Source organism: Variovorax sp. 01N425, assembly GCF_056399465.1.
This window is the reverse complement of record NZ_JBFTRJ010000017.1, coordinates 115,049-139,180: the sequence shown is the minus strand read 5'-3', so window position 1 is coordinate 139,180 and position 24,132 is coordinate 115,049. Positions and strand designations below refer to the sequence as shown.

At 59.7% G+C, this 24,132-nt stretch carries 28 protein-coding genes and 1 pseudogene; 7 read left to right on the top strand and 22 right to left on the bottom strand.

Features of this window, described 5'->3' with window-relative positions; translation table 11 throughout:
* On the bottom strand, positions 1-302 hold a 302-nt coding region (locus AC1DSC_RS26850; protein WP_478131975.1), incomplete at its 3' end, for an SDR family NAD(P)-dependent oxidoreductase.
* A 110-nt stretch (positions 303-412) separates the two neighbouring features.
* Here AC1DSC_RS26850 and AC1DSC_RS26845 point away from each other — a divergent pair.
* Positions 413-1,336, top strand: a complete 924-nt coding sequence (locus tag AC1DSC_RS26845; protein WP_478131974.1) for a LysR family transcriptional regulator — start codon at positions 413-415, stop codon at positions 1,334-1,336.
* A 6-nt stretch (positions 1,337-1,342) separates the two neighbouring features.
* On the opposite strand, the gene AC1DSC_RS26840 is transcribed toward AC1DSC_RS26845, so the two are convergent.
* The 4 genes and pseudogenes from AC1DSC_RS26840 to AC1DSC_RS26825 all read right to left on the bottom strand — a co-directional run bounded on the left by AC1DSC_RS26840 (position 1,343) and on the right by AC1DSC_RS26825 (position 3,076).
* Positions 1,343-1,669, bottom strand: coding sequence for a hypothetical protein (locus AC1DSC_RS26840; RefSeq protein WP_478131979.1), 327 nt, complete (start codon positions 1,667-1,669; stop codon positions 1,343-1,345).
* Between the two features lie 37 nt (positions 1,670-1,706).
* Positions 1,707-1,961, bottom strand: a pseudogene (locus AC1DSC_RS26835) (LysR family transcriptional regulator); the annotation flags it as partial.
* A 150-nt stretch (positions 1,962-2,111) separates the two neighbouring features.
* Positions 2,112-2,504 carry a limonene-1,2-epoxide hydrolase gene (locus tag AC1DSC_RS26830; RefSeq protein WP_478131973.1) on the bottom strand — a complete coding sequence of 131 codons (393 nt, stop codon included), beginning with the start codon at positions 2,502-2,504 and terminating at the stop codon, positions 2,112-2,114.
* Positions 2,505-2,689: 185 nt separating this feature from the next.
* Complete coding sequence (locus AC1DSC_RS26825) at positions 2,690-3,076, bottom strand: limonene-1,2-epoxide hydrolase (protein ID WP_478131972.1); 387 nt, start codon at positions 3,074-3,076, stop codon at positions 2,690-2,692.
* A gap of 156 nt (positions 3,077-3,232) precedes the next feature.
* On the opposite strand from AC1DSC_RS26825, the gene AC1DSC_RS26820 reads away from it, so the two are divergent.
* Positions 3,233-4,186 (top strand): AraC family transcriptional regulator, encoded by a 954-nt coding sequence (locus AC1DSC_RS26820; RefSeq protein WP_478080756.1) that lies wholly within the window; start codon positions 3,233-3,235, stop codon positions 4,184-4,186.
* Between the two features lie 451 nt (positions 4,187-4,637).
* Here the strand turns inward: AC1DSC_RS26820 and AC1DSC_RS26815 are convergent, their stop codons facing one another.
* From AC1DSC_RS26815 to AC1DSC_RS26770, 10 genes are all read right to left on the bottom strand, one after another.
* Positions 4,638-5,627, bottom strand: coding sequence for a zinc-binding dehydrogenase (locus AC1DSC_RS26815; protein WP_478131971.1), 990 nt, complete (start codon positions 5,625-5,627; stop codon positions 4,638-4,640).
* Positions 5,628-5,709: 82 nt separating this feature from the next.
* On the bottom strand, positions 5,710-6,066 hold the full coding sequence (locus AC1DSC_RS26810; protein ID WP_478080753.1) for an MmcQ/YjbR family DNA-binding protein: 357 nt from the start codon (positions 6,064-6,066) through the stop codon (positions 5,710-5,712).
* Positions 6,050-6,283, bottom strand: a complete 234-nt coding sequence (locus tag AC1DSC_RS26805; protein WP_478131970.1) for a hypothetical protein — start codon at positions 6,281-6,283, stop codon at positions 6,050-6,052. Before AC1DSC_RS26805 ends, AC1DSC_RS26810 begins: the two co-directional genes overlap by 17 nt.
* 54 nt (positions 6,284-6,337) lie before the next feature.
* A complete protein-coding gene (dctP, locus tag AC1DSC_RS26800) occupies positions 6,338-7,267 on the bottom strand; it encodes a TRAP transporter substrate-binding protein DctP (protein WP_478131969.1) in 930 nt (309 codons plus the stop codon).
* 32 nt (positions 7,268-7,299) lie between these two features.
* A complete protein-coding gene (locus tag AC1DSC_RS26795) occupies positions 7,300-8,601 on the bottom strand; it encodes an amidase (RefSeq protein WP_478131968.1) in 1,302 nt (433 codons plus the stop codon).
* A 125-nt stretch (positions 8,602-8,726) separates the two neighbouring features.
* Positions 8,727-8,999, bottom strand: a complete 273-nt coding sequence (locus AC1DSC_RS26790; RefSeq protein ID WP_478080749.1) for a hypothetical protein — start codon at positions 8,997-8,999, stop codon at positions 8,727-8,729.
* Between the two features lie 96 nt (positions 9,000-9,095).
* Positions 9,096-9,626: a flavin reductase family protein gene (locus tag AC1DSC_RS26785; protein WP_478083243.1), complete on the bottom strand. Its 531-nt coding sequence runs from the start codon at positions 9,624-9,626 to the stop codon at positions 9,096-9,098.
* 14 nt (positions 9,627-9,640) lie between these two features.
* Positions 9,641-10,570, bottom strand: coding sequence for an ABC transporter substrate-binding protein (locus AC1DSC_RS26780; RefSeq protein ID WP_478131967.1), 930 nt, complete (start codon positions 10,568-10,570; stop codon positions 9,641-9,643).
* A gap of 10 nt (positions 10,571-10,580) precedes the next feature.
* Positions 10,581-10,973 carry a cupin domain-containing protein gene (locus AC1DSC_RS26775; protein WP_478080746.1) on the bottom strand — a complete coding sequence of 131 codons (393 nt, stop codon included), beginning with the start codon at positions 10,971-10,973 and terminating at the stop codon, positions 10,581-10,583.
* A 12-nt stretch (positions 10,974-10,985) separates the two neighbouring features.
* Positions 10,986-11,714 carry a DUF2848 domain-containing protein gene (locus AC1DSC_RS26770; RefSeq protein ID WP_478080745.1) on the bottom strand — a complete coding sequence of 243 codons (729 nt, stop codon included), beginning with the start codon at positions 11,712-11,714 and terminating at the stop codon, positions 10,986-10,988.
* Between the two features lie 80 nt (positions 11,715-11,794).
* Here AC1DSC_RS26770 and AC1DSC_RS26765 point away from each other — a divergent pair, with 80 nt between their 5' ends.
* The 3 genes from AC1DSC_RS26765 to AC1DSC_RS26755 all read left to right on the top strand — a co-directional run bounded on the left by AC1DSC_RS26765 (position 11,795) and on the right by AC1DSC_RS26755 (position 15,571).
* Positions 11,795-13,405, top strand: coding sequence for a 4-hydroxyphenylacetate 3-hydroxylase family protein (locus tag AC1DSC_RS26765; protein ID WP_478131966.1), 1,611 nt, complete (start codon positions 11,795-11,797; stop codon positions 13,403-13,405).
* Between the two features lie 189 nt (positions 13,406-13,594).
* The gene (locus AC1DSC_RS26760) at positions 13,595-14,161 is read left to right on the top strand and encodes a MarR family winged helix-turn-helix transcriptional regulator (RefSeq protein ID WP_478080743.1); all 567 of its coding nucleotides are present in this window, start codon (positions 13,595-13,597) and stop codon (positions 14,159-14,161) included.
* Between the two features lie 444 nt (positions 14,162-14,605).
* On the top strand, positions 14,606-15,571 hold the full coding sequence (locus tag AC1DSC_RS26755) for a Bug family tripartite tricarboxylate transporter substrate binding protein (protein WP_478083239.1): 966 nt from the start codon (positions 14,606-14,608) through the stop codon (positions 15,569-15,571).
* Positions 15,572-15,687: 116 nt separating this feature from the next.
* Here AC1DSC_RS26755 and AC1DSC_RS26750 read toward each other — a convergent pair whose 3' ends face one another.
* From AC1DSC_RS26750 to AC1DSC_RS26740, 3 genes are all read right to left on the bottom strand, one after another.
* Positions 15,688-16,065, bottom strand: a complete 378-nt coding sequence (locus AC1DSC_RS26750) for an MmcQ/YjbR family DNA-binding protein (RefSeq protein WP_478080741.1) — start codon at positions 16,063-16,065, stop codon at positions 15,688-15,690.
* Positions 16,066-16,201: 136 nt separating this feature from the next.
* The gene (locus AC1DSC_RS26745; protein WP_478083238.1) at positions 16,202-16,960 is read right to left on the bottom strand and encodes a citryl-CoA lyase; all 759 of its coding nucleotides are present in this window, start codon (positions 16,958-16,960) and stop codon (positions 16,202-16,204) included.
* A gap of 40 nt (positions 16,961-17,000) precedes the next feature.
* Positions 17,001-18,182: a CaiB/BaiF CoA transferase family protein gene (locus tag AC1DSC_RS26740; RefSeq protein ID WP_478131965.1), complete on the bottom strand. Its 1,182-nt coding sequence runs from the start codon at positions 18,180-18,182 to the stop codon at positions 17,001-17,003.
* Between the two features lie 83 nt (positions 18,183-18,265).
* On the opposite strand from AC1DSC_RS26740, the gene AC1DSC_RS26735 reads away from it, so the two are divergent.
* Both AC1DSC_RS26735 and AC1DSC_RS26730 read left to right on the top strand, forming a co-directional pair.
* Positions 18,266-19,006: a dienelactone hydrolase family protein gene (locus AC1DSC_RS26735; RefSeq protein WP_478083235.1), complete on the top strand. Its 741-nt coding sequence runs from the start codon at positions 18,266-18,268 to the stop codon at positions 19,004-19,006.
* A complete protein-coding gene (locus AC1DSC_RS26730) occupies positions 19,003-19,869 on the top strand; it encodes an SDR family NAD(P)-dependent oxidoreductase (protein WP_478080737.1) in 867 nt (288 codons plus the stop codon). The genes AC1DSC_RS26735 and AC1DSC_RS26730 overlap by 4 nt, the downstream gene beginning before the upstream one ends.
* Before the next feature lie 273 nt (positions 19,870-20,142).
* Here the strand turns inward: AC1DSC_RS26730 and AC1DSC_RS26725 are convergent, their stop codons facing one another.
* Genes AC1DSC_RS26725 through AC1DSC_RS26710 form a run of 4 tightly spaced genes read right to left on the bottom strand, consistent with a single transcriptional unit; the run spans position 20,143 to position 24,128 of the window.
* Entirely contained in the window at positions 20,143-21,243 is a 1,101-nt protein-coding gene (locus AC1DSC_RS26725) for a zinc-dependent alcohol dehydrogenase (protein WP_478131964.1), read from the bottom strand.
* On the bottom strand, positions 21,240-22,472 hold the full coding sequence (locus tag AC1DSC_RS26720; RefSeq protein WP_478131963.1) for an NAD(P)/FAD-dependent oxidoreductase: 1,233 nt from the start codon (positions 22,470-22,472) through the stop codon (positions 21,240-21,242). The genes AC1DSC_RS26725 and AC1DSC_RS26720 overlap by 4 nt, the downstream gene beginning before the upstream one ends.
* A gap of 12 nt (positions 22,473-22,484) precedes the next feature.
* Positions 22,485-22,790 (bottom strand): non-heme iron oxygenase ferredoxin subunit, encoded by a 306-nt coding sequence (locus AC1DSC_RS26715; RefSeq protein ID WP_478080734.1) that lies wholly within the window; start codon positions 22,788-22,790, stop codon positions 22,485-22,487.
* 12 nt (positions 22,791-22,802) lie between these two features.
* A complete protein-coding gene (locus AC1DSC_RS26710; RefSeq protein ID WP_478080733.1) occupies positions 22,803-24,128 on the bottom strand; it encodes a Rieske 2Fe-2S domain-containing protein in 1,326 nt (441 codons plus the stop codon).
* Between the last annotated feature and the right edge of the window lie 4 nt (positions 24,129-24,132).

Below are 24,132 nucleotides of genomic sequence, written 5' to 3'. Positions count from 1 at the left end.
TCCGTCCACTCTTCGATCGGCATCCAAACGGATACGCCAGCGTTGAGGAAGGCGATGTCGAGCTGACCATAGTGAGCCTGGACGGCTTGCGCCAACTCCTTCTGCGCAGCCACGTTGGCTGAATCGGCGCGCAGCACCAGAACTTCGCTGCCCAATTCCGCCTGGGCCTTGGCGAGGGAATCCGGATTGACGCCGGTGACGATGACACGCGCGCCCTCGGCGAGGAATTGCTTGGCCGTTTCGAGGCCAATGCCGCTGGTGCCACCGGTGATGAGAGTGCGTTTGCCTTGCAAGCGGGACATGAAATTCTCCTTAGGTGATCCGTGATCAACCAACCTTGGCTGACCTGCCGTGTGAAGAACTATGCGCTCATGTCCAAATCTTTATAAGATCGCATTTTTGTATATTATTCATGCTTCAGATGCATGAATCGGAGTTCGCTTTGGATCGGTTCCTGTTAATGACTTGCTTCGCTCGCGCCGTGGAGACGGGCAGCTTTTCCGCTGCGGGTCGCGACTTGGGCTTGGGACAGCCGAACGTCAGCCGGTACGTGGCGGCACTGGAAGATCATTTGCAAGCCCGGCTGCTGCATCGATCAACACGCAAGCTCGCCCTCACGCCGGAGGGGGAGCGCTACTACGCGGAGGTCCGGCGAATTCTTGACGCAGTGCACGAGTCAGAGTCGTCGTTCAAGGAGAACGTGGATCCGTCCGGATTGCTGCGCGTTGCCTGTCCGACCGCGCTGAGCTTTGCATTCGTGTTGCCGCATGTGCCCGCTTTCCTGGAACGCTACCCGGGATTGACGCTGGATCTCCAGACCAATGATCGATATGTCAATCTGGTCGATGAAGGGGCCGAACTCGCGATACGGATCGGACATTTGGCAGACAGTGCACTGCGCGCGCGCCGCATCGGTTTGTTCGAGCGCGTGTGCGTTGCCAGTAAAAAGTATCTGGCTCAACGCGGTGTCCCCAACACTCCCGAGGACCTGCGCGGGCACGATTGCGTGATCTACACCCTGTTGTCGTCCGGTGCCACTTGGCGTTTCCGGGATGCCGACGTTCCGGTAACCGGCAGACTTCGGGTCAGCTCACCTGAGGCCGCACGCGAATCTGTCAATGCGGGGCTAGGCGTCGGGTACGGGCCGGAATGGCTGTTCGAGGAAGGGCTGAAGAGTGGCAATTTGCAATTGCTGCTGACGGCATATGCCACGCCGCCCGTGCCTATACAAATCGTTTATGTGGCGAACAGACTCCTTCCGAAGCGGGCCGTCGTATTCATGGATTTCATCGCTGAAGCATTTTCAAAGGTTCCAGCACTCAACGTCCTCGAGTGAGTTGCCTTATATGTAATGAATCTGAGAATTGGCGTCAGTCCAATCGTCACAGGTGGGTCGACTACACACGTCAGCGGCAATCTGGTAAATGAGGGCGTTGGCATCCGCTTCGAAAGGCAGGGCGCGCCTCGCCCGCAGCCACTCGTCGGCCTCATCGGGATGAGAGAGGGCCGATTGCAACGCCTGGGTCCCACCATTGGTGGCTGCGCTGAAAAACTCCCATGCCCGTCGCGCGCCGACGGGTTGCTCGATGTAGTTTCCCTGGCACCACTGCGGATCGCTCTGGATCTGGTCGATCAGCAGCGGGCGCAGTAGCCAGTTTCGGCCGGACATTGGCGCTGGCAGCGATGCCAGGGGCAGTAGTGCGTCTCGCCGCCTTTACGCTGTCGCGCGCTTGCTCCAAGGCAGTGAGCACGCGCGGCACATGTTCAAGGAACAGCTTGCCCGCCCGTGTCAGCCGCGTGCTGCGGCTGGTGCGGATGAACAACTGGTCGCCAACCTCTTCTTGCAGTTCCTTGGTTGTGCGAGAAAGGGGCGATTGCTCGATATGCAATCTCTCCGCTGCGCGGGCGAAGTAGAGTTCTTCAGCGACCGCAAGAAAACAACGCAGGTGCCTTATCGCCACCGTTCGGTTCTCCTATTGCTCGCGACTCAATTGGCCGCTGATAGGCATCAATGGGAGCCCACGTTTTGCAAAGCGGATGCAAGCCGCCTCGGGGAAGGTTTGAAAAGATGAAAAGATCACCCAGGGGGCAGCCGCAACGTTCCCAAGGTGTCAGCGCTTATCGGGGGTGATCTTTCTCCCTGCGTTAACATCGGCATAGTCACGCCAGCCGACGATACGGCCCCCTTCCACTTCGAAGATCCCCATCACTCTGATCGCAGCGATCTCGCTGCCGTCGGCGCGTACAAAGCGATCCAGTCTCTCGGTGAGCACGCGATTCCCGTCCGCAGCGATGGCAAGGATGTCGAAATGCACGGCCGCGATGCTCGGCGATCTGTTCGGCCGCTCGAGAAAAGCGATTGCCTCTTCGATGCCCGTGGTTTTGGAGATACCTTCATTGATCCAAACCGTGTGCGGTACGAAATATCGCCTGATGGCAGCCTTCCCATCATCCTCAGGGAAGGTAGCGCAGAAGGCAGTGACGATTTCAATGGGCGTTGACACTCGCCTGTCCTCCGTCCTGTCAGATGCTGCGGGGGATTGAGCCCAGGCGACGCTAGAAAAAATCACCGCAGCCAAAGTTACTAGCACGGATCTCATGTGACCAACCTCCAATTCTCAAAGCATGAAATTGACGACAACAAGGAAGCCCAGCATTCCCAGGCCCTGCGCTATAGCGAGCGGGCGTTCTAGCCGGCGGAGAACTTCTGGATGTTGTTTACGTCGAAATAGTCCCGCCACTCGACGATCTTGTCGCCTTCCACCTCGAAGATGCCCATGATCATCACGCGTCCGACTTCGCTGCCGTCAGCACGCTCGAACCGGTCGAGCCTTTCGGTGAGAACGCGAGATCCGTCGGCGGCGATCGCGAGCATGTCGATATGGACCGTGGAGATGCTTACCGATGTCTCCAGTCCGTCGATCATCGCGATGGCTTCTTCGGGGCCGGTGGTGACTGAGACGCCTTCGTTGACCCAGCGCGTGTTGGGTGTGAACCAACGACGGACGGCTGGTCTTCCGCCGTCTTCGTGAAACGTTGCGCAAAAAGCCGAAACGGTTTCGATTGGGGTGGGCATGGCAGCTCCTATTAGGTGATTTAGAAGCCTCGTGGCCTCGGTATTGGGCCTGATGATAGGTTTTGGGCCGCGACGCCACGATGCCGGATCTTCCTCCACTATTGCCTGATTTTCCGGAAATCTTGATAATTATGGGCAATCGGGTAGGATGCCTTGATGAGCGAACTCGACAAAATTCGCGCCATGGCGATGCGCCACGCTGGCGGTGCCAGTCCTCAACTGCCGAGACTGTTCGCCTACACCCTCGACCATACAACTGAGATTGACCCGCTGATCTACGATCCTGCGGCGTCCCTGGTGATCCAAGGAACTCAGCGCATGTTTATCGGCGACCAGATGTTTGAGTACGGCCCTGGTCAAAGCATGATTGTCGCGGCTGAGATCGCTGCGTTGGGCCAGATCTGTGAGGCGTCAGAGGATCAACCGTTTCTCGCAGTCGGTCTGTTTTTGGACCAAGCTCTGCTGTCGGATCTCGTACTTGAAATGGCTGCGATACCAGAGTTGCCGATTGAATCGGGATACGGGGTTAGCACCGCGAGCGCGTCGCTTCTGGGCGCTTGGGGAAGACTGTTGGAACTGCTAGATCGGCCAACCGAAATCCCCGTCATGGCTCAGTCCTTGGAACACGAGCTCATGTTTCGGTTGCTGATGGGACCACACGGCGGCCTGCTCCGTCAAATTGCCGGATCTGACTCGCGCCTGAGGCATATCCGAAAGGCCATGGCTTGGATCCGCGATCATTACACCGAGCGCCTCAATTTCAAAGCGGTCGCTGCACTCACGGGAATGAGCGTATCGGTCTTTTACGAGCGCTTTAAAGCCGTCGCCGCCGTCAGTCCCCTTCAGTATCAAAAGTATATCCGGCTCCACGAGGCCCGCCGTCGCATGATCGCGGACCAAGTGAGTGCGGCCGAGGTGGGGTTCTCGGTCGGCTATGAAAGCGCCTCACAATTCAGCCGCGAGTACAAGCGTCTCTTCGGAGCGCCGCCAGGTCAGGACGCTGAAAAAGCGAAGGCGGGCCTGGGGGGAATTAATCGGCCAAAATCGCTTGGCGCTCGGCCAGATGCTGATTGGAACGTCGAGCGTAGTCTCGACCCACGGCTAAGATGACGCTCGCTCGCAAATGGACGTCTTCGACAACCTGTTAGATCAGGGCCGCTCGATGCCTTCAAAAGTTCTGAGGACCTCGACCGCATGGGCGGTAGCGTCGTATGGCGGATTGCCGATCCCTTGGGTGCAAGCGCTCCAGCGCCAGGGTCTCGTTCGGTGGTCATCACACGCAGTTCGCCGATGAGAGATTCGCTGCGCCGAGTGGCCTCGGCCAGGGTTTGCTGCAGGGCTGAGAATTCTTCGGTGGTGGGCATCTCAACCATTGCCTGCTTCGATCAACATGACGTGCAGGCGTTCCTCGAACATCGCATTGTCGAGGAAGATTCGGCAGCACTCCAACGTCCGCGAATGAGTTGCCTCAAATGTATTGGACTCCACCGATCTCTGACCCCAGATTGGATTGAACCCCATCGACTGGACCACTGGGGAAAGATGAACTGATACGCTGTTGTTAGTCGAGCACGACGACATGCTTGCCTGGTGTGTTGCCGGCCTCCAGATCAGATTGCGCATCGCGCACGCCTTCCAGCCCTTGATAGACTTTGGCGACGCTAACTTTCATCCGTCCCGCAGCGATGGCTTCAAGCTGGCCGTTGAACACGTCGGCAGGAAGATCAGTAGCCTTACCGCCATAGCACGTCAGTCGGACGCCGAACGGAATGAGGGAGAACGGGTCAAAAACGGGCATCGTCCATTGGTCGCCCAGGGCCCCGGTAAAGCAGGTGGTTCCATGAACGCGGACCGCCTTCAGTGTGTCGGCCAGAACGCCACAGCCGACAAGCTCCAGTGCGGCATCGACCCCCTCGGGAACGATCTTACGCACGGTCTCAGCGATGTTCCCGCCATCGACGACCACATGACGGACGCCGACCTTGCGTAGCATTTCGGTCCGTTCAGAATTGCGTGTCGTGGCAATCACGGTGACGCCCATGGCGTCTGCAATGGTCGCGGCCGACAATCCCACTGTAGAGGTGCCGCCCCGGATCAGCAGCGTTTGGCCCGCCTTCAGGTCAAGGCCCGTGGTCAACGATCCATAGGCCGTTTGGAACATTTCCGGCAAGGCGCCGACGACATTCCATGGCAGACCCGTCTCGAACGGAATGACTTGGCCGACCGGCGCCACGACATACTCGGCATAGGAGCCATCAAACGAACGCACCATACCGCCCATCATGGTGGCGACCTTTTGTCTCGGCCTCAGATCGCTGTCGGCGGGCGCTTCATCAACCTCACCAACGCACTCGATTCCGGGAATGCGCGGCAAGGTTACATCGGGCGAGGACAGACCCTTGCGGGTGGTGACTTCGGATTCATTTACCCCGAAAGCTCGGATCCGGATCCGCACCCAGCCGGGTTTGATTTCCGGGACAGGACGCTCCTCCAGAATGAGGTTTTCGAGTGGACCGGCTTTGTACAGGACGATTGCTCGCATCGTTTTCATGATGAGCTCCTGGCTAGGTGGGACGTGGAACGACGTGCCGCCCCCAAGGGCGACGCTGCCGGGGTGGCCCTGCGTCAGCGAGCTATTTCGTGAGGTCGTAGCTCTCATCGAGGAGGGAAAAGATCTCTTCCTTCGATACAGAGCCGTCGAGAACGGCGGTGAGCCAGTGTTCCTTGTTCATGTGATAGGCCGGCCGAAAGCCGGGTTTGGTCTTGAGGTCATCGACATTCGCCGGGTGGCATTTGACGTCAAGGACATCGACCTCGCCTTCGCCTTTCAGGCCCAACTTTTCCCTGGGGACGTTCATCACCAGCCCGAACCATTTGTCATCATCCGAATGGCGGAGGACTGCATAACTGCGGTACTTTTCGAAGGGGTAATCGGGCTTGGCGTTGTACTTCTTTTTGGCGTAGTCAAAGATTTCAGAACGTTTGATCATGATCGATCTCCAGAGGTGTAAATCCGAACGTCTTGGGAAGAAGAACCAGACAGCTGAAGTCTTGCTCATCTGATTTATCCGTATCAGCCGATCCCTTTCGGACGCGCGAGAAGCCGGCCGTGCGCCGCGCCCGCAAGATCGAACTCGGCCCCTTCGCCACAAGAACCATCAGGTCCACGAAGCCTTCCTTGCGCGCTACCCCGAACAGGATACGCATTCGCCGGATCGATGCGCGCGCCCACCACGAAGAGGGTGCTGCTACGGGAGCAGTCTACCTACCCTGAGGCGACGGGAAATACTCTCCGAGGATCGAGGCAGTCCGGTCACACGCGCCCTGCTCCCATTGACTGATCGCCTTGTGTCCGCCTTCCCAGAGAGCTTGCTTCAACTTCGCGTCAAGTTCCGGGAATACCCGGACGCCGGCAGCCATCATGTGGCGATGGTTCCGACGGATACGTCCATCCAAGTCGCACCAGAGCGAACGCTCGACCGCTTGGGCCGCTTGATCAACAAACCGTCGCTGGTCGACTGTCAGACCGAGGTACAGCTCTGCATTCATGACAGCAAAAGAAATAGGCGTTGCGTACTTGATGTCATAGAAGCATCGGAGGTACTTGCCGAGGCGCTGGCCTGCCGCGCCGTCACCCGATGAGAGTACGCCATCCAATTGGCCGTCGCGCAGACGGCCGAAGGCTTCTCCGATTGGCATTTGCACCGCCTGGCCGCCCGCGCTACGTACCACGTCAGCGGACATGTCGTCGTACGTGCTAATTCGCAACCTTTTGAATTCCGCCTTTGAATGGACCGGCTCCCGCGTCCACAGTCCAGTTGGAGGCCAAGGCGAAACGTACAGCAGACGGACTCCCAGAGTGTCAAACGTTTGCTCGTAGTGCGGTCGCGCCACCGCCAGAAGCTGCATCGCGGACGCACGGGTCGACGATTGAAACGGCATTGAGCCGATCTGGAAGATTCGATCAACCGTGCTCAGCGCACCACAGTAAAGTTCGCCGATCTGAAAGTCGCCACGACGCACCGCATCCAGTATCGCAGTCGCCCGCAGTGGCAGGTCGTGACGACACTCGACGGTCGCCTTGGAGCAAGAAAGCTCGCGAAGCCCCGTGGCGAATCGGGACAGCCCAATCCCTGGCAAGGTGCCTTCAGGATATGCGGAGGCCGCATCCAAACGGATTGCGCTTTGCATGGCGTTCTCCTTCGTCGATCCGTATTGAGGCGCTAGGCGGAGAGCACCTGCTCGATGGCATGCGCGATGCTCAGCACCTGCCAATCGCGCTGGCGGTCACCCACGATCGACAGACCTACGGGGGCCGCACCGCGTTCGTGACACGGCAACGACACTGCGCAGCCGTCCAGGACGTTCACGATGGTGGGGTTGCGCAGCATCAACAGATTGACACGCCCATACTCGTCGTCATCTTCAAGTGCTTCCAACGTGGGCGCCACTGTGGGCACCGTCGGCATCAGGACAGCGTCGAAGGCCGCTATCTGCGCAGACCAGCGTTGAATCATCCGTTCACGTAGGCCCAGCAATGAGATGTAGTCGGCAGCGCTAATGCTCTTTCCGCGCTGGATCCGGACCGAGACACGAGGGTCGTACTCTCGCTCTTGGCTGGACAGGAGCTCACGGTGCCACTGGAAGGCTTCCGCGGCGACGAGTCCGCCGCCATGAAGGACATTCGGAATATCGGTCAGCACCGGCAACGTCAGTTCGTGCAAGATGGCGCCGGCCGCCGCAAGTTTTCTCAACGCGGCTTCGTATGCGTGCCCGACGGAATCGTCTAGCCCGTCCATGACGTAATTCCGAATGACGCCCAAATGGAGCGTGGAGAATTCGCGTTCGACGAGCGCTGCGGCGGACGCACTAATGACCGAGTACACCCGCGCGCAATCTGCCACTGTCGACGCGAGCGGCCCAATGGAATCGTAGCTGAACGAAAGGGGAAGCACTCCGTCCCGCGGGACCGTAGAAGCCGTTGGTTTCATTCCTACGATGCCGTTCAATGCTGCGGGAATGCGGCACGATCCTCCGGTGTCTGTCCCGATGGCGGCCCAGGCCATTCCTTCGGCGACGGACACAGCTGCGCCGGACGATGACCCACCTGGGATGCGGCGAGCCGGCCGATCCCATACGCTCACCGGTGTTCCATAGTGGGGATTGATGCCCAATCCGCTGAACGCGAACTCGGTCATGTTGGTTTTGCCGATGATCGCCGCGCCGCATTGGCGCAGTCGGGCAACAACGGCTGCGTCGTGCATTGCAGGCTTGGTATCTTTCAGCACGCGCGAACCAGCCAGCGTCTGAGCACCCTTCACATCGAAAAGGTCCTTGACCGATATCGCCACCCCCGCCAGAGGGTGTTGCTCGATGCCCACCTTTTCCAATGCGTCCGCGCTCGCCGCGGACGCGCGAGCTTGTTCGCGGTACACCTGCGTGAACGCAACGGCCCCTTGTCCCGTCGGATCGTCGATCCTCGACAGCATTGCTTCGACGGTTTCAAGCTTGGAGAGTGTTTCCATGACGTCCCTAAGGGAAGAAAGTATTAATGTGGTGCGCCAAGCAGCAATGTGCTTATCCGCTCCTGTTTGACTCGCACCGGACCTACGTGGACCGACGAATGAAACCTCTGACCGGCTGGGACCATTCAGCGCCCATCACAATGCCAAGCCGATAGTTGTGGCCGCATGGCCTTGTCGCACGGGGCATCCGACAAGCCAAGCATTTCGACGCTGCACTTCTGTAGCAACTCTGAGTCGCTCGTCATCGCGCGCTGCAAGCACTCGTCGAGGTAGGCCTTGTCGCTCTGCAAGCGCGACAAGTTGACCCACCAGCCCATGCCGGCCATCAGCCATTTGAAGTCAACCAGATTTAGGAATTGGTCGCGTCCTTCCGCGGCTTTGATGTATGCGGTATTCATAGCTACAACAACTTCTAGTGCCGAGTACCAGGATGAGTCAGAGGATCGTGGCGACTGTTGTCAGCCGTGCCTTGTGCGAGTCTGAAGCGGCCGCGCTCACCAGCCGTGCAAGTACAGGTTTTCGGGAGGCGGCTTGGTTGCGGCGTCAAGGGCGCTCAGGTGCCTGTACCTGCCACCACAAAAGATCAGCGACGGCTCGGCTTGAGGGATCACGCGAAATGCACTGACCCGACAGATGAAGATCTCATGGTCCCCTCCGTCGCATACGCTCCAGGGCTCGCATTCGAAATAGGCGTTCGCTCCCGGGACCATCGGCGCGCCGTTGGCAGCAAACGCAGGGTCGATGCCGATCCACTTATCGGTTCCCGCTTTTGCGAATCGGTTGGACAAATCCCGTTGCGACTCGCCGAGAATGGCGATGCAATAGGATTTCGCGGCCTTCCACTGGGCAATGCCGAGAGAACCACGGATCATGCTGAATAGCACAAGCGGCGGGTCCAGCGACACGGAGTTGAACGAACTGATGGTGGCGCCCATACGGTTGCCGTCCACCGTCGCGGTCACGATGGCGACGCCGGTTGCGAACTGGCCCAACGCGTTGCGAAATTCTTTCTGGTCGACGGACATGGCAGACCTCCTGCTTATGCGTTCCAGAGCGGCTTGAACTGCTCAGCAACCACGTCGGAATAGACGGGATGGGCGTGGAGAATGCCCAGAGATCGGGCAAAGGCATTCATGCCGTCCACGGCTCGCGTCGAGATCGACGCGTCGTAATACGGCAAGTCCCGCTCGATTAGCGTGGCAATCAGCGACGCTTCCGTGGGAGGAAACAGCTTTTCGCCAACCTTAGCCGCGATACCGGGGTTCTCGATCAGTGCCTTCTGGGTTCTGACCAAGGCATTCACCGCGGCTGCTACCAGATCAGGAGACTTCTCGATGAATCTGTCCGAAGCGGCAAGCGACGCGAACGTGTAGTCAAAGCAACCCGCAGGGCCGTCCCCTCGGCGCACATCCAGGACCACGGTGCCGACGCCATTGCGGACCGCCACTTCGGTGCCCATGCCGTTGGCCCAGAAGCCGTCGATCTTCCCGTCTTCGAGCGCTTTCGCGGCTGTGACGCCAAAGTTCACGTTGCCCGCCTGAACCCCAGGCACAGGCGCAATCTGAACACCGTCAGCCTCGATATTGATCCCGCCGGCAGTCAATAGCTGCCGCAGGCCCATTTCGACCCATGGGGCCGCGCCGATCTTGCGGCCCTTGACCACGCTGAGGTCGCCCTTTTGGTGGACCAGATCGGACCGCATGACAAGGAACCAGTACATGCCTTGCGCCTGGGCGGCCAACAGCTTCACGCCTTTCCACTGCGGGAAGGCGGCTAAGGCGGAATGCGCCGATCCCCCCACAAAATCGACTCGCCCTTCTTTCAGCGCCGCATAGGCCTTGTCAACGGGGAAGATCAACTCAAGTGAAACGTCCAGGCCCGCGGCTTTGAAGAAGCCGAGTTCCACGGCAGCTTCGACCGGAAAGTAGGAGTTCGAGATCAGGTCGGGGACGGCAATCTTCAAAGTCATGAGGTGCCTCTTACTTCTTGCTCTCGTCGTAGTAATGAATCTCGTACAGCAGACATCCAGTCTCGGACTTGAACGGACCGTGCCAGACACCTGGGGGACGGCATGCATAGGTTGGTGCGGCGAACTCTTCCCCTCCCACGCCGTTCTCGTCGTTGCCCACCGTCAGATTTCCCGACACCAGGTAGACCTCTTCCCAGTGGTCATGAACGAAAGGCTTGGTGGAGAATGCGCCCGCTTCGAACCGAAGCAGTCGCGTCCGGCTGCCGGACTTGTTCACTTCGTCGATGTCACTGGCCAGAATCTTCTCTTGCACGCCCGCGCCCGGCGGATATCCAGGGGGGCTCTGCCATCCGTTGACCATGTCCAATGGGTGAAATTCAAGGTGGGGTTTGTTCATCGGCATAGCGCTCTCCTTTTAGCCCTCGATGGGCAGTTCAGACACACGATAGGAATGGCTCAGGCGGCGCTGGAGCACAGGGTCTTCCAGCTCCATTTCGAACTTCTCCGCGGGCTCCAAGTTGCCGTGCACCGCCAGCGTTCCACAGAACATGACCAGTCCGGGCGCGGGAACGTAGCCATCGCCGCCATAGAGTCTGAGAAGTTCGGTGGGATGGCGAATCTTGGCGAGCGGTCCCTCCTGGTAAAGGCGACGTTCACCGCCCTTGGTCATCCATGAACGAACGATGAGTTCGTTCCAGTGGCCGGCCACCTCCTCAAAGGCCCAGACTTTTGTTGATACGGGCTTGGCGCACATCTGCTTGGAGATGGTGATGCCCACGGTCTCCACTTCGCGATCGGTGTGGTCGGAGCCAATGCCCAACCACAAACCGCGCTCGGTGCTGAAGATCACGGGTTCCACCTCACCGCTCGCGGTGCTTCCCACCACCTCGATAGATTCGCGCTGGGTCAGCAACGTGGCAGCACCCCGGTAGAAGATTGGCGTCTTCTTAGGGCGTCGTACACCCAACGCCTCGAGTTCCAAGATGTGGGCTTCGATGGCCGCAGCGTCGCTGCCGGTCCAGCCCGCAATCACCAGGTCAGTGACAGGCACCTCGAGGGCATGTTCGCCCAGAGAGTCGGTCGTCTCGAAATGCAGCGTTGTTCGAACAGGGCTCGTTTCCATCTCGTTCCTCTTGATCAACATGTCACGGGTTCGTGGACCCCGGCGCTGCATCGCGAACCCAACCCATTGCATGCGCCAGATAGATGAGTTAACATACCTATGTGGCTGAGTATGCAGCGTTTGCGATCTGGCGTCAACCGTCCGATCTGGCGAAGCCGACCGAGCCAAGTCGCCGCCCCGTCAAAGGCGGTATCAAGTCGTTTCAACAAGGAGCTACAGTGGTCACAGCTAACTTGCGTACAGGTGATGAGTACCTACGCGCGCTGCGCGATGGTCGACAAATTTATGTGGATGGCGAACGGGTTTCGGACGTGACGACCCATCGCGCATTCGCGAGGGGAGCGCGCTCGCTGAGCAACCTCTACGACATTGCGGCGGCGCCCGAAAATCGTGAGGTGATGACGTACACGTCACCGACGACTGGAAATCCGGTCCTTCGCGGCTTTCAGATCCCGAAGACCCACGCAGATCTGAAGGCGAAGCGCCTGGCGAGCGAGATGTGGTCGGAAGCGACCTTCGGCCTCATGGGCCGCTCGCCGGACCACGTCGCTGGATTCTTCTGCGGCTATGCAGCCGTACCGAGCGTGTTCGCTGCTGGCGGACAGCAGTTTGCGGACAACGTGATCAAGTTCTACGAGCACTTGCGCGAGACCCACCAGTACGTGACGTATGCCATCGTGCCTCCGCAGATCGACCGCAGCAAGCCGGCACATCTGCAAAGCGACCCCACCTTGTACGCAGGGGTCGTCAAGGAGAGAGACGATGGCATCGTCATCAAGGGCGCCCAGCAACTGGCAACGGCCGGCGTCTACTGCGACTACATCTACATCAGCACCATCCACCCCCTGCAGCCTGGCGACGAGAATTACGCATTCGGCGTGGCTGTGCCTGTGGGAGCTCCAGGCGTCAAGCTGTACCCGCGCCGCCCCTTCGGCGGTCAAGCACTGAACTCCTTCGACTACCCGCTGTCCAGCCGCTTCGACGAATCGGACTGCTTCGTGGTGCTCGACGACGTGTTCATCCCCTGGGAGCACGTGTTCATTTACCGCAACCTCCAAGTCGCCCGCGACCAATGGTGGAAAACGCCCGCGCATCTGTACGGCAACTTGCAGGCGCAGGCTCGCTACGCCACCAAGCTGCGTTTCATGACCGGCTTGGCCAAACGCATGAACGAGCTGACGGGCAACGATGCCAACCCCGCGGTGCAGACCCAGATGGGTGAGTTAACCTCGCTCGTGTCCATCGTAGAGAACATGCTGCTGGCCCAGGAAGTGGCGGCTGAAACGGACAGCAATGGCGTACTGTGGCCGTCGCGCACTGCGCTGTACTCGATCATGGCGCTCCAATCGGAGTTGAACGCTCGCATGGTGGAAATCATCCGTGAGCTCTCCGGCGCCGGGATGATCACCCTCCCCTCATCGTTCAAGGACTTCCAGAACTCCGAAACCGCCGCCGACGTGCAGCGGTACTACCGTTCGGCAACCACCAGTGCCGACGAGCGCGTTGCGCTGATGCGGATGGCCTGGGACTTCATTGGCTCGGAGTTTGGCAATCGCCACCAGCAATACGAGAAGTTCTACGGTGGTGCGTCCTTCTTGGTCAAGCAAAATGTCAACCGTAGTTTCGACTACGCACGAGCAACCGGTTTGGTTGATCGCGCGTTGGCCCTTCCAGGCTTCGAAGGCGCATTCGGACCGGACGACTATAAGTAACGATTGCGCAATTACAAAGGGCCGGAGTCGACGCCGGCCCTTTGTCGGCGGACGGTCAATGCTCCCTATATTTGCGTCATATTAGTATGTTGACAACGGTAGCTGAAGAATATACATTGCACTGGATCAAAGTCTTTATAACCTGAGGTGCGCCGGCGCGCGACGCACATTCGGGACCAAGCAGATTAAATGACCTCCGTAACGAAGACTTCCCGTGCTCTGATCAAACCGCGTGAACCCAAACTCGAAGTGCCAGTTGCTTCCCAGCCGCTGTCCGTTGACCGTATCCGTCGCAAAAGCGCTGCAAGCCGCAAAGCGCGGGAGAGCAACAAGCACCTCTACTTCATAGGTGTTGCCGAAGCGCGCTACGTGCTGCGCAAAGTGTTCCGCATCGTCGAAGAGCAGGCAAAAAAGTTTGGCATCGATCCGTTGGCTCACCAGGCACTGATTCAAATCTATGGTTGCCCCGACATGGAGCTTCAGGTCAATCAGATTGCAAGCCGCCTTGATATCACACCGGCCTTTTCCTCCAGCCTTGTCAAACTGCTAGTGGAAAAGGACTTGGTGGTTCGTCGGCGTGGTGATCAGGATCAGCGGACGACCTATGTCGCCATGACGGATCTGGGCCGAGATACGCTGCACAAAATCGACGAGAGCGTGAAATTTCACGTGGACTATTTCGTCAGTCAGTTGAGCATCGAAGAGCGCGAGAGCGCCTTGTCAATTTTGATGTTCTACGTGGGCGCGAAGCTCTGACAGCCTGCCGGGTCGGGCTGGTTCCTCGCCGCGGCCGGCGGCACCGCCAGCAGATGGGCGCCGACCTGGCCGCTGCGATCAGGGCTGCGGAAGCTCTTCCCCATCCCATCTTTAAGCCTTCCGCATTCATCAATGCTGGCGCCTCTCCGCGGCTTGGGCGCTGGCCCGGCGTCCTCGGTCCCTGGAGGCCATGGTGGCCTGCCTACCGCGGGTGCCCATCTACATCTCTTGCTGAATGGGATTAGAGGGCGACGGCATTAAGAGATACCAGATCGCACAAGGACGGGGCACCTCGACACTCCTCGTCGCTCGTGCTCAATGGGCCACGTCATCGGGTTGGCCCCAATATTGCATGAGGCAACAAGGCTACTTAACATAGCCTGTCGGATAGGTTTGCACGGGCCAGTATCCGGCTTTGAGGTAGTTAAACCCAAAGGATTTGCCATGCTCTCTCGTCGAACACTCCTGACCGCCGCCGCCGTTTGGGGCCTCGCGCATCAAGCCGTCGCGCAGGATTACCCCATCCGCCCCATCAAACTCGTGGTGCCATTCGGCGCGGGCACGACCGCGGATATCGTGGGACGCGTCTTCGGGGAGAGCATCGCTCGACAGATGGGCCAGCCGGTCGTCGTTGAAAACAAGGCTGGCGCTGGTGGCAACATTGGCGTGGATATGGTTGCCAGGGATTCCGCAGATGGATACACCATCCTGCTCGGCACCGTCGGAACACATGCGATCAACCCTACGCTCTACCGCAAGCCCACCACCAACGCGCTCAAGGACTTCGCGCCCATCGGCTTTGCCGGCTCTACCCCTACGCTGCTTATCGTGTCGGCCAACTCGCCCTACAAGACACTGAAGGACCTGCGCAACGCTGCATCAGGCGGGAAGAGCCTCAGCTTCGCCTCTGCGGGCAACGGCACTTCAGGGCACCTGGCTGGCGAGCTGCTCAAGACTCGCCTTGGCGGCGACATGGTACATGTGCCCTACAAGGAGGGCGCAACAGCGTTAAACGACGTGATCGCGGGCCAAGTGGACTTCATGTTCTACCACCCTGTGGCGGCACTTCCTCACATCCGCGCGAACAAGTTGCGAGCACTCGGCGCTTCAACTGCGCAGCGAACCTCGATTGCTCCGGACGTCCCAACAATCCAGGAGCAAGGCGTGGAGAATTTCGACCTGATGGCATGGATGATGCTCTACGCTCCTGCGAAGACCGCTCCTGCTGTACTTGCAAAGTTGCGGGACGCTGTCTCGAAAGCTGCCATGACCGAAGGGACCAGAGCCAAGTTGGTCGCGTTGGGCCTCGAGGTTCCACTGATGGACGAGCGACAGCTCGCGCAGTTCAGCAAGGCCGAGATTGAAAAGTGGTCCGAAATCGTGAGGCTATCCGGAGCCCACATCGATTGAGCCATACCAGGCGGAGGCAGAGCCGCCCCTGGTCTTCGGCGACCTTCCTGCGCTGCCGGGGTGCGGCAGCTTGATCGAAGCCGATGACCGGTCATCATCCGGCAGGTTGCCAGACCTCATGCGCCCGATGTGAGCTCGAAGCTGTCGGAGATCAATTCCAACACTAGCTTCTCTGGCACCGTTCTATCCAAAAGCACCGAGAGCCAGTGCTCCTTGTTCATGTGGTAGGCCGGAAGGATCCCGTCCTTCATCCTGAGGGATCCCACAATTTCCGGCCTGCTCTTGACGTTCACAATGTCAACAGTGCCGTCGCTCGAGAGCCCAAGCTTCTTCCGCTGTACGGTCGTGAACAGCGCATACCACCTGCCGTTGTCTTGATGCCTGAACACCGCGTATTCCGGAAGCTTTGCCCACGGATGATCCGGACGGGTACGGTACCGCTTCTGGACAGATTTCATTACCGCGGCCTTCAGGCTCAAAGTCGTTCGATCCATTCGATGCTTCGGAAAGAGTGGTGCGCCGAGTCGGCGCGGCGCCAAGGCTCAGAGGTACAGTCGCGGAACTAGGTGCCCAGGCACACGCCACCCGTCAACGGCAAGCGCGCGTTCTTCGCCCGTCTAGGAAATGCCTTTAATACGGCCCCTCTTCGTAGGCGATCGATTCGCTGAAGGCAAAAATATCTGGAGAAATGGGCGAGCTCCGCTCCTCGAGCACATGACCGACCAGCCCAGCACAGCGGCTCACCACAGCGACCGCGCGCATTGCCTCCACAGGGAAGTCGATCTCGTGCAAGATCGCGCCGAGTGCGCCAGTCGCGTTCAGGACAATCCGCTTGCCCGCGTCGGCATCGATCTCTTCACTCAACGTCTGCAGCAAGGCGATGTAGTCGCCCTTCACGCCGGCCGCTTCAGCCACCTCGAACAGCCGCGCCGCACGTGGGTCCACACTCTTGTAGTTGGCGTGACCGAAGCCGGGGACACGGCGCTTCGATTGACGAAACTTGGCGACGAGACTCTTCGCCCATTCGCGCTTGTCGCCCGCAAAGGACATGCCTTCGCTCAACACCCGGCCTGCGCCCACCATCGTACCCGCGTATCGATTGCCGACCATCAATGCACCCGCTGCCAGCGAGATCTGAATGTCATCGGGATTAGAGTCAGCAACGATGCGAGCCACGAGTGCGCTGGGCGTCAGGCCATGGTCCATTAGGACAAGTAATGCCGCGTCCAGAACCTTGCGCTGCGTCGCGGTCGGCACTCGGCCAGTAACGACCAAGTAGAAGCCTTCGGTAAAGCTCAGTTCGCCGACGACTTCACTTAGTGTGTCTTTGCCGCGAATCCGAAGCCGCGCGGTGTCATTAAGGTGGGTTCCAATTCGTGTCTTCGTCATGATTGATTTCCTGAAGTTCTATGTCTCATCCGCCACCTTTTTAGCCGCCGGACTGAATCTTCGCGATGACTTCGTCGGCGTAGCCGAGTGCGCGAAACACCTCGTCGGAGTGTTCGCCGAGGTCGGGGGCGGGCTGCAACGGTTGGTCCTCCCGCTGGCCGTCGTAAAGAACCGGCCTGCGAATCATCTTCTGCGGACCGTGCACGGCGTGTTCGGCCTCCGCGAAGGTCTTCAGGTGCTTCACCTGCACGTCGTCCATGACTTCTGGAAGCGTCAGCACAGGTGCATGCGGCACGTCGTTCTCGACAAGGCGAGCCAACCAATGGTCACGCGGCTGCGTCTTCGACGTACGGTTTAGTTCAATGGCAAGTTCTTCATAGTTGTCCAGCCGCTGTGCTCGCTCAGCGAAGCGCGGGTCCGTCGCCAGGTCCTCGCGCTCAAGGGCCTTGAGCAAGCCCACCCAGAACTTTTGAGGCGAGGACATGTGCACGGCCACCAGCGATCCATCTTGGCAGCGCAATGCGTAAGACTGCGACGCGCGCACTCGCATCAAAGGATCCGGCTTGACGCCAGCCATCGTGAAGTTGGCGAAGGGATCGCTGATGAACGCCATTGTCGATTCCAGCATGTTCAACTGGAGCGTACGGGGCTTGCCTGTGCGTTCTCGCTCGAACAGCGCGCCGAGGATGCCGTAGCTGGCATACATGCCAGTCAGGTTGTCCGCAATCGAGGGCCCGGTTATCTGCGCATCGGCACCAAGCAGGAGGCTGGAGATGCCGCTCAGCGCTTGCCCCACCGCGTCATAGGCCGGCCGATCAGCGTACGGCCCTGACTCCCCGAAACCCGTAATGGAGCAGACGATCAGACGAGGGTTGACTTCCCGCAGCTTGTCCACGCCCAGGCCAAGCCGCTCCATCACGCCGGAGCGGAAGTTCACTATCAGCACGTCAGCGCTTTCTATCAACCTCAGGAACGCCTCCTTACCCAGCGCACCTTTCAGGTTGAGCGTGACCCCTTTCTTGTTTCGGTTGTAGGTGGCGAAGTAGGGACTGTAAGTACCGCCGCGGAAAGACCGGAAAGGATCGCCATCCTTCGGGTTTTCCACCTTGATCACCTCGGCGCCTAGATCCGCCAACAGTGTGCCGGCCAGCGGCCCCGTGATCATCGCCGTGAGTTCGACGATTCGCACGCCGGTCAGGGGCGAGGTTGGGTTCTTGTCCATTTTTCCTTCCACGTCATTGCAACGCCAAATACTGCATGCTAGGATGCCTCATTCAACTACCTTTGTCAACAGACCTACTTGCCATGGATCTCCTTTCGACAAATGTCTCGATTCCCATCGGTTCTGACCGTATGGACGCGTACTTCACCCGACCTGCCCAAGCCAGCGGCTCCATCGTTTTGATCCAGGAGATTTTCGGCGTTACGCCCGCGATGCGTTCAATCGCGGACGACCTTGCGGGAGCTGGCTATGCAGTTGTTGTGCCGGACATCTACTGGCGGCTGGCACGTAATTTGGACTTGGGCAACGGCGAGGACGCCAATGAGCGCCAAGCGGCCGTGGACTACTCCCTGCGCTACGACGAGGTCACGGGAGTGTTGGATCTGACTGCTTGCGCCGACTGGCTACAGGCAGAACAGGCGGTAGACCAGCGGCCAATCGTGTTCGGCTTTTGCCTGGGCGGCCGAATGGCGGTTCGCTTGGCCGCTGCCACACCACTGTCCGGGATGATTTCCATGTACGGGGTGGGCTTGAACAAGCTAGGCGATCTGATCCAGGCGATCAGATGTCCTGTGCAGTTCCACTTCGGAACGAACGACAACCACAACCCTGTCGAGGTCATCCAAGCGGTCCGCGACGAAGTCGCCAAGCGCGAACGGGCCAACGACGAGTTCCATACCTACGAGGGCGCCGAGCATGCCTTCTTCAACCGGCTTCGAGCGGATCGCTTCAATCCAGGTGCGCACGAACTCGCGAGAAGTCGAGCACTGCGCTTTGCGGCCAGCCGCTTTGCCGAAGCAGTACCCAGGGACTCACGAGCATGATCGAATCCTTATTGCCATACGCGGTCAACGAGCTCAAGGGTCGAACGGCACTAGTGACAGGAGCGGCACAAGGCATTGGCCTGGCAATCGCGCAGCGCTTGGGCGCCGCCGGTGCCAGTCTCGTCCTGGTGGATGTCGCAGCACACGAACTCCAGCAGGTGGCCACGCACTTGCGGGAACGTGGTGGCAGCGTTATTGCCAAGGCAATGGACATCGCTGACCGGCCAAGTGCCCAGGCGCTGCGGGCGGAGCTGGTCGAAGCATCTTCCGGGATCGACATCCTGATCAATAACGCAGCGATAGGTCCTGAGCGCAATGATCCGGCCTATCTCGTGGCGAAGCCCAAATTCTGGTCTACCCCGGACGCGCTGTGGCTCGAAATGCTGCGGGTCAACGTCTTTGGAGCTCAACTGCTCAGCACACTGTTCGCTCCGGACATGGTACGGCGCGGGTGGGGCCGCATCATCAATGTCTCGACCAGCCTGGATACCATGTATCGCCAGGGCATCGGCCCCTATGGGCCTTGCAAAGCCGCACTGGAGGCGTCATCGCGCATCATGTTCCAGGATTTGGATGGATCTGGCGTTACCGTCAACGTGCTACTCCCCGGTGGACCAGTGAACTCCCGCATGGTGCCGGCGGACTGCGGGATAGAACCCGAAGACCTGATCCAACCCGAGAAGCTCGCCGAGCCAGTGCTCTGGCTGTGTTCGAACGAAGCAAATGACGTCACGGGCTTGCGGCTGGTGGCGAGGCACTGGGACTTGGCGCTCTCGATTCAGGAACGCCTTACCGCAGCAACCGCGCCGATTGCCTGGCCACAGTTGGGCGCGCAATCGCACATCCCGGTGGCCAAGGCCTGATTCCGCGGGAACCGTGCAGCCTGGTTGCTTGGTGCTGCGAACAACGCAGGCTCAATCTGCACTCGTCACTGTGCGCCGGGACGGGGGGCGCGTGGCGCTACACCCTTTGCTGGGACTGCTCGCTTCCAAGCGTACCGATTGAGGCTGGGGGAGATCCGTCAGAAGAATTGACCGGCGGGGGCTTTTGATTTTTCTTTTCGTCCGTCGTTGCGCGCTCCTCGTTCGCCAGAAGCGAACGAAACGAGGCAGCGCGATAACAGGCTGCACACATGCTTATTCGGGCGTCAGTGTGATGTGGATGGCGTCCCGCCCGTCGGTCACCTCTCGCCCGAGCGTGCGCACCGCCTCAGTGCCTCTGTCCATTCCAAAAGAATGCGTGCAGAGTGGCCTTAGCGCCTCTCCGGCATGCGTGACGATGTCGATCGCCAATTCAGTCGATTCCCACCCTGCGCTCAGCACTCCGACAAGCTGAATCTCCCGCAGCACTGCCTTGTCGATCGGAAACCCGTCGAGTGGTTTGTTCGCTTTGAGACCGGCCAGCACGATTCGCCCGCCGCGCTTGACCATGTCCACGCCCTGGATGATCGGAGCCATCGATCCTGCCGACACGTCAAGGACGACGTCCGCCAATCGTCCACCGGTGATTTCGACCACGCGCTCCACTGGATCCTCCTTGTCGACATCGATGACCGCCGTAGCACCAAGCTGTAAGGCCAGATCCAAACGGCCGCGGTCAGACGATGTCCCGGTCACAATGATCTGCGAAGCGCCTGCCCTGCGTGCAGCCACGGCGGCCAGCAGCCCCCGCTGACCTGGACCAGCGATCACGACCGTCTTTCCGAGCGCAGCGCCGCCCACCTCGTACACCCAGCGGATTGCGTTGGACAACGGATTCACCAAGGTCATCAGGTCGGTGGCGACGCTCGTGGGAAGCTTGTGCACCATCGTCTTCGGATGCAGGTACACATGACTCGCGTAGCCGCCCCACAGCGACGGCGCAGAATGGATATTCTGGTACAGGCCATACCCCAAGTCGGACTGACACCGCGTGTACTCGCCCGCTATGCAATCTGCACAGTGCCCGCAAGGGATGATCGGCTCGACCGCGACGCGGTCGCCTTCTCGCACACGCCAACGCTTGGCTGCCGTGGGCCCGATACGCTCGATGAATCCCATGATCTCGTGGCCGGGCACGATCGGCATGCCTCCGCCCCAATCACCAAGGTGGCCGAGCCACTGTTCATAGTCGGTGCCGCACAGACCACAGGCTTCGACCCGCAACACCGCGTCGTCGTCGCTGATCTCGGGTAAGGGGAATTCACGCAACTGGAGGTTCTTCGGTGACTCCAGCACCAACGCTCTTGCGCCGCTCATAGTTCTTTCTCCTGCCTCTCAGGGGCATCACATTGATCTTGAATCAACACCAAGCCTTCTTCAGAGAACGGAAGCGCTTTCTGGATCGCTCTCTTGGCTTCCCGCAATTCGCGAGGGCTGTTGATGGCCGCCGCTGCTACCAGGTGTCCTTCTTGCACAAAGAAGTCGATGAAGCCGCTGTCACTCGCATTGGCCTTTCGGTACTGCTGCGCGCCTGGGGGCACGACGCCCAACAACTGAAAGTTGATGTCGAACTGGTCGGACCAGAACCACGGCAGCTCTCTAGTGACGGGCTCGGCGCCCAGCATCGCCTTCGCAGCTGCCACCCCTTGATCCTGCGCGTTCTTCCAAGATTCGAGGCGTCCCCTGCCCTGTCCCAGCGGCTGGTCGGTCACGTCACCGCAGGCAAATACTCTGGGGTCCGAAGTCCGGCAGTGCTCGTCGACCACGATTCCGTTGCCAACGTCCAGCCCGCAGGACCGTGCAAGTTCGTCGTTCGGCACTGCACCGATGCCTACGAGCACTACCGTAGCAGGCACGATCGAACCGTCATCGAGCTCAACCCCTTGAATCTTTCCATTTCCCACGAAGCGCTTGAGGCGAGCGCCCAGCCGAACGTCCACGCCGCGACTAACGTGCTGCTCCAGGAAATACTTGCTGAGCGACGGAGGAAGCGAGCGTCCGCAGAGTTGATTGGAAGCCTCGAGCACCGTGACATGGGCGCCGCGCGCTCGCAGACCTGAGGCAACTTCCAGCCCGATCCAGCCGCCGCCCACGACAACCAGCCGGATGGCAGTTCCGAGGTTGGCGCGAATGGCCAGGCAGTCGTCGATCGTCCGCAGGTAATGCACGCCCTGCAGCTCGGCCCCCTCGCAGGACAATTGCCGGGGTCGAGACCCCGTCGCCAGAAGCAGCTGGTCGAAGTGAAACGATTTTCCATCCCGACAAACAACCTGGCGGCCGGCCCGGTCGACTCGCTCGACGTGATTCCCAAGCTCCACTTTGATTGCCAGCTCCACAAGGCGCTCTTGCGACCACAGTTGACATGCACCGGGTTCCAGCTCGCCGAGCAACACTTGCTTCGACAGGGGCGGACGTTCGTAGGGAAGATGGCTTTCATTGCCAATCATCTGCACTGAGCCGGTGAAGCCTGAGTCGCGCAACGTCTTGGCTGCCCAGCCGCCGGACTGCCCGGCTCCGATGATGACGATGTCGTTGACGTTAGACATGTTCGCGGCCGACTAAAGGTTAAGGAAGATCTTGTTGTCGACCACCGTGACGGGGTACGTCTCCAGATCAGACTCCGCCGGCGGGCCCATGCATTTGCCAGTGCGGATGTTGAAGACAGCGCCATGCAAGGGGCACTCGATGGTTTCGCCTTCCACGAAACCGTCGGACATCAGGGCGTAGGCGTGCGGACACACGTTGTCGGTTGCGAAGAACTCGTTGTTGACCCGGTAGATCGCAATCTTCTTTCCCTGGCCTTCATAGGCGTATGGAGCGTCCTGCGTGACCTTTTCACATGCGGCGATAAGCTGAAGCGTCATGACGGCAAGCGACTAGGCGGCAGCGGGCTCGGCAGTGTCGCCGGGCATCAGTTCGCCGTGATGACGTTCCAGGAATTCGTCCATCTCGCCAAGCTCGGAAACGACGTCGAGAGGCACAACCGCGTAGGCACTGCCATCCTTGACGATCTCGCGGAACTTCGCGAGGCTCTCTTCGGACTTGACGTACTCGAGCAGGCGGCGGCGGCTGCGGACGATCGCGATGTCCGTCGGGAGCAGGAACTCTTTCTCGCGATCGACGATGCGGCCTTCGGTCCCCGGGAGGGCCAGCATGCCTTCCTGCATGGCACGATCTTGGTCATTGAGGCCATGAATGCCGGACGGGCTCGACAGGCTGGCCCCCTTGCGGTCGATCATGTAGTTGTTGCGTTGATTCCGAACGGGAACGAACGTGTCAATGATGGCGCCCGTGTTCAGGCGATACGGTTCATAGACACTGTCCGGAGGAAAGGCCAGCCCTTTGCCGATGTAGTCCAGGAAAGCTTCGGGAAGATCGCCCTTGAGGTAGTAGTTGAAGTCCCAGGTGTAGGTGTTGTGGTCGTCGATCGGGATGAAGGCGCGGCCACCCACGGGGAAGTCTGCACTGGGGATGGAACTGAAGCACGGGGCCATGAACTGAGAGACGCGCCAATAGAAATTCTCGTCAGCGTTGCGGCGGGCGATGCCGATGACGCCGATGGACGTATCCTTGGCGAACAGCTTGGGCGTGATGTCAATCGCCGAATATGGACGGTGCACCGGAGAGGTCGCCATCGTGGCCGGGTTCGTGTGGAGGATCGAGACGTGCGAGCTGTCCAGTTCGCCTTCCATGCCCTGCAGCCAGTTGGACTCCTGGATCCACACCGTCGCATTGCGCTGCGACTTCGGCAGATCGATCCACGGAAATTGGGGAAGCGACGGGGGTTCGCCGCTGCCCATGAACACCCAGACGATGTCGGCTTTCTCCTGTGCCTTGTAAGCGGTCAACTTGACCTTCTTGCAGATCGATTGGTCGGCTGCGTTCTTCATCTCCAGGCAGTCGCCAGAGGCGTTGTAGAGCCATCCGTGGTAGTTGCATCGGATGCCTTCCTGCTCTACCCGTCCATAAAAGAGCGGTGCGAGTCGGTGGGCGCAGTTGGCCTGAACGATGCCGACCTCACCCTTGCCGTTACGGAAAGCGACGAGCTCTTCGCCGAGTAGCTTCAGGCGCACGGGCGCGCAGCCGGGCTCGGGCAGTTGAGATGAAAGCAAAGCGGGCAGCCAAACGGATCGGAACAGTTCACCGACCGGCGTTTCTTTGCTCACGTGGGACAGTACATCGAGTTTGTTGACGTGTGCCATGGTG

Coding starts and splice junctions, on each gene's coding strand:
- AC1DSC_RS26845 (WP_478131974.1), top strand. CDS start 413: ATGCTTCAGATGCATGAATCGGAGTTCGCTTTGGATCGGTTCCTGTTA.
- AC1DSC_RS26840 (WP_478131979.1), bottom strand. CDS start 1,669: ATGTCCGGCCGAAACTGGCTACTGCGCCCGCTGCTGATCGACCAGATC.
- AC1DSC_RS26825 (WP_478131972.1), bottom strand. CDS start 3,076: ATGCCCACCCCAATCGAAACCGTTTCGGCTTTTTGCGCAACGTTTCAC.
- AC1DSC_RS26820 (WP_478080756.1), top strand. CDS start 3,233: ATGAGCGAACTCGACAAAATTCGCGCCATGGCGATGCGCCACGCTGGC.
- AC1DSC_RS26815 (WP_478131971.1), bottom strand. CDS start 5,627: ATGAAAACGATGCGAGCAATCGTCCTGTACAAAGCCGGTCCACTCGAA.
- AC1DSC_RS26810 (WP_478080753.1), bottom strand. CDS start 6,066: ATGATCAAACGTTCTGAAATCTTTGACTACGCCAAAAAGAAGTACAAC.
- AC1DSC_RS26805 (WP_478131970.1), bottom strand. CDS start 6,283: ATGCGTATCCTGTTCGGGGTAGCGCGCAAGGAAGGCTTCGTGGACCTG.
- dctP (WP_478131969.1), bottom strand. CDS start 7,267: ATGCAAAGCGCAATCCGTTTGGATGCGGCCTCCGCATATCCTGAAGGC.
- AC1DSC_RS26795 (WP_478131968.1), bottom strand. CDS start 8,601: ATGGAAACACTCTCCAAGCTTGAAACCGTCGAAGCAATGCTGTCGAGG.
- AC1DSC_RS26790 (WP_478080749.1), bottom strand. CDS start 8,999: ATGAATACCGCATACATCAAAGCCGCGGAAGGACGCGACCAATTCCTA.
- AC1DSC_RS26785 (WP_478083243.1), bottom strand. CDS start 9,626: ATGTCCGTCGACCAGAAAGAATTTCGCAACGCGTTGGGCCAGTTCGCA.
- AC1DSC_RS26780 (WP_478131967.1), bottom strand. CDS start 10,570: ATGACTTTGAAGATTGCCGTCCCCGACCTGATCTCGAACTCCTACTTT.
- AC1DSC_RS26775 (WP_478080746.1), bottom strand. CDS start 10,973: ATGCCGATGAACAAACCCCACCTTGAATTTCACCCATTGGACATGGTC.
- AC1DSC_RS26770 (WP_478080745.1), bottom strand. CDS start 11,714: ATGTTGATCAAGAGGAACGAGATGGAAACGAGCCCTGTTCGAACAACG.
- AC1DSC_RS26760 (WP_478080743.1), top strand. CDS start 13,595: ATGACCTCCGTAACGAAGACTTCCCGTGCTCTGATCAAACCGCGTGAA.
- AC1DSC_RS26755 (WP_478083239.1), top strand. CDS start 14,606: ATGCTCTCTCGTCGAACACTCCTGACCGCCGCCGCCGTTTGGGGCCTC.
- AC1DSC_RS26750 (WP_478080741.1), bottom strand. CDS start 16,065: ATGGATCGAACGACTTTGAGCCTGAAGGCCGCGGTAATGAAATCTGTC.
- AC1DSC_RS26745 (WP_478083238.1), bottom strand. CDS start 16,960: ATGACGAAGACACGAATTGGAACCCACCTTAATGACACCGCGCGGCTT.
- AC1DSC_RS26740 (WP_478131965.1), bottom strand. CDS start 18,182: ATGGACAAGAACCCAACCTCGCCCCTGACCGGCGTGCGAATCGTCGAA.
- AC1DSC_RS26735 (WP_478083235.1), top strand. CDS start 18,266: ATGGATCTCCTTTCGACAAATGTCTCGATTCCCATCGGTTCTGACCGT.
- AC1DSC_RS26730 (WP_478080737.1), top strand. CDS start 19,003: ATGATCGAATCCTTATTGCCATACGCGGTCAACGAGCTCAAGGGTCGA.
- AC1DSC_RS26725 (WP_478131964.1), bottom strand. CDS start 21,243: ATGAGCGGCGCAAGAGCGTTGGTGCTGGAGTCACCGAAGAACCTCCAG.
- AC1DSC_RS26720 (WP_478131963.1), bottom strand. CDS start 22,472: ATGTCTAACGTCAACGACATCGTCATCATCGGAGCCGGGCAGTCCGGC.
- AC1DSC_RS26715 (WP_478080734.1), bottom strand. CDS start 22,790: ATGACGCTTCAGCTTATCGCCGCATGTGAAAAGGTCACGCAGGACGCT.
- AC1DSC_RS26710 (WP_478080733.1), bottom strand. CDS start 24,128: ATGGCACACGTCAACAAACTCGATGTACTGTCCCACGTGAGCAAAGAA.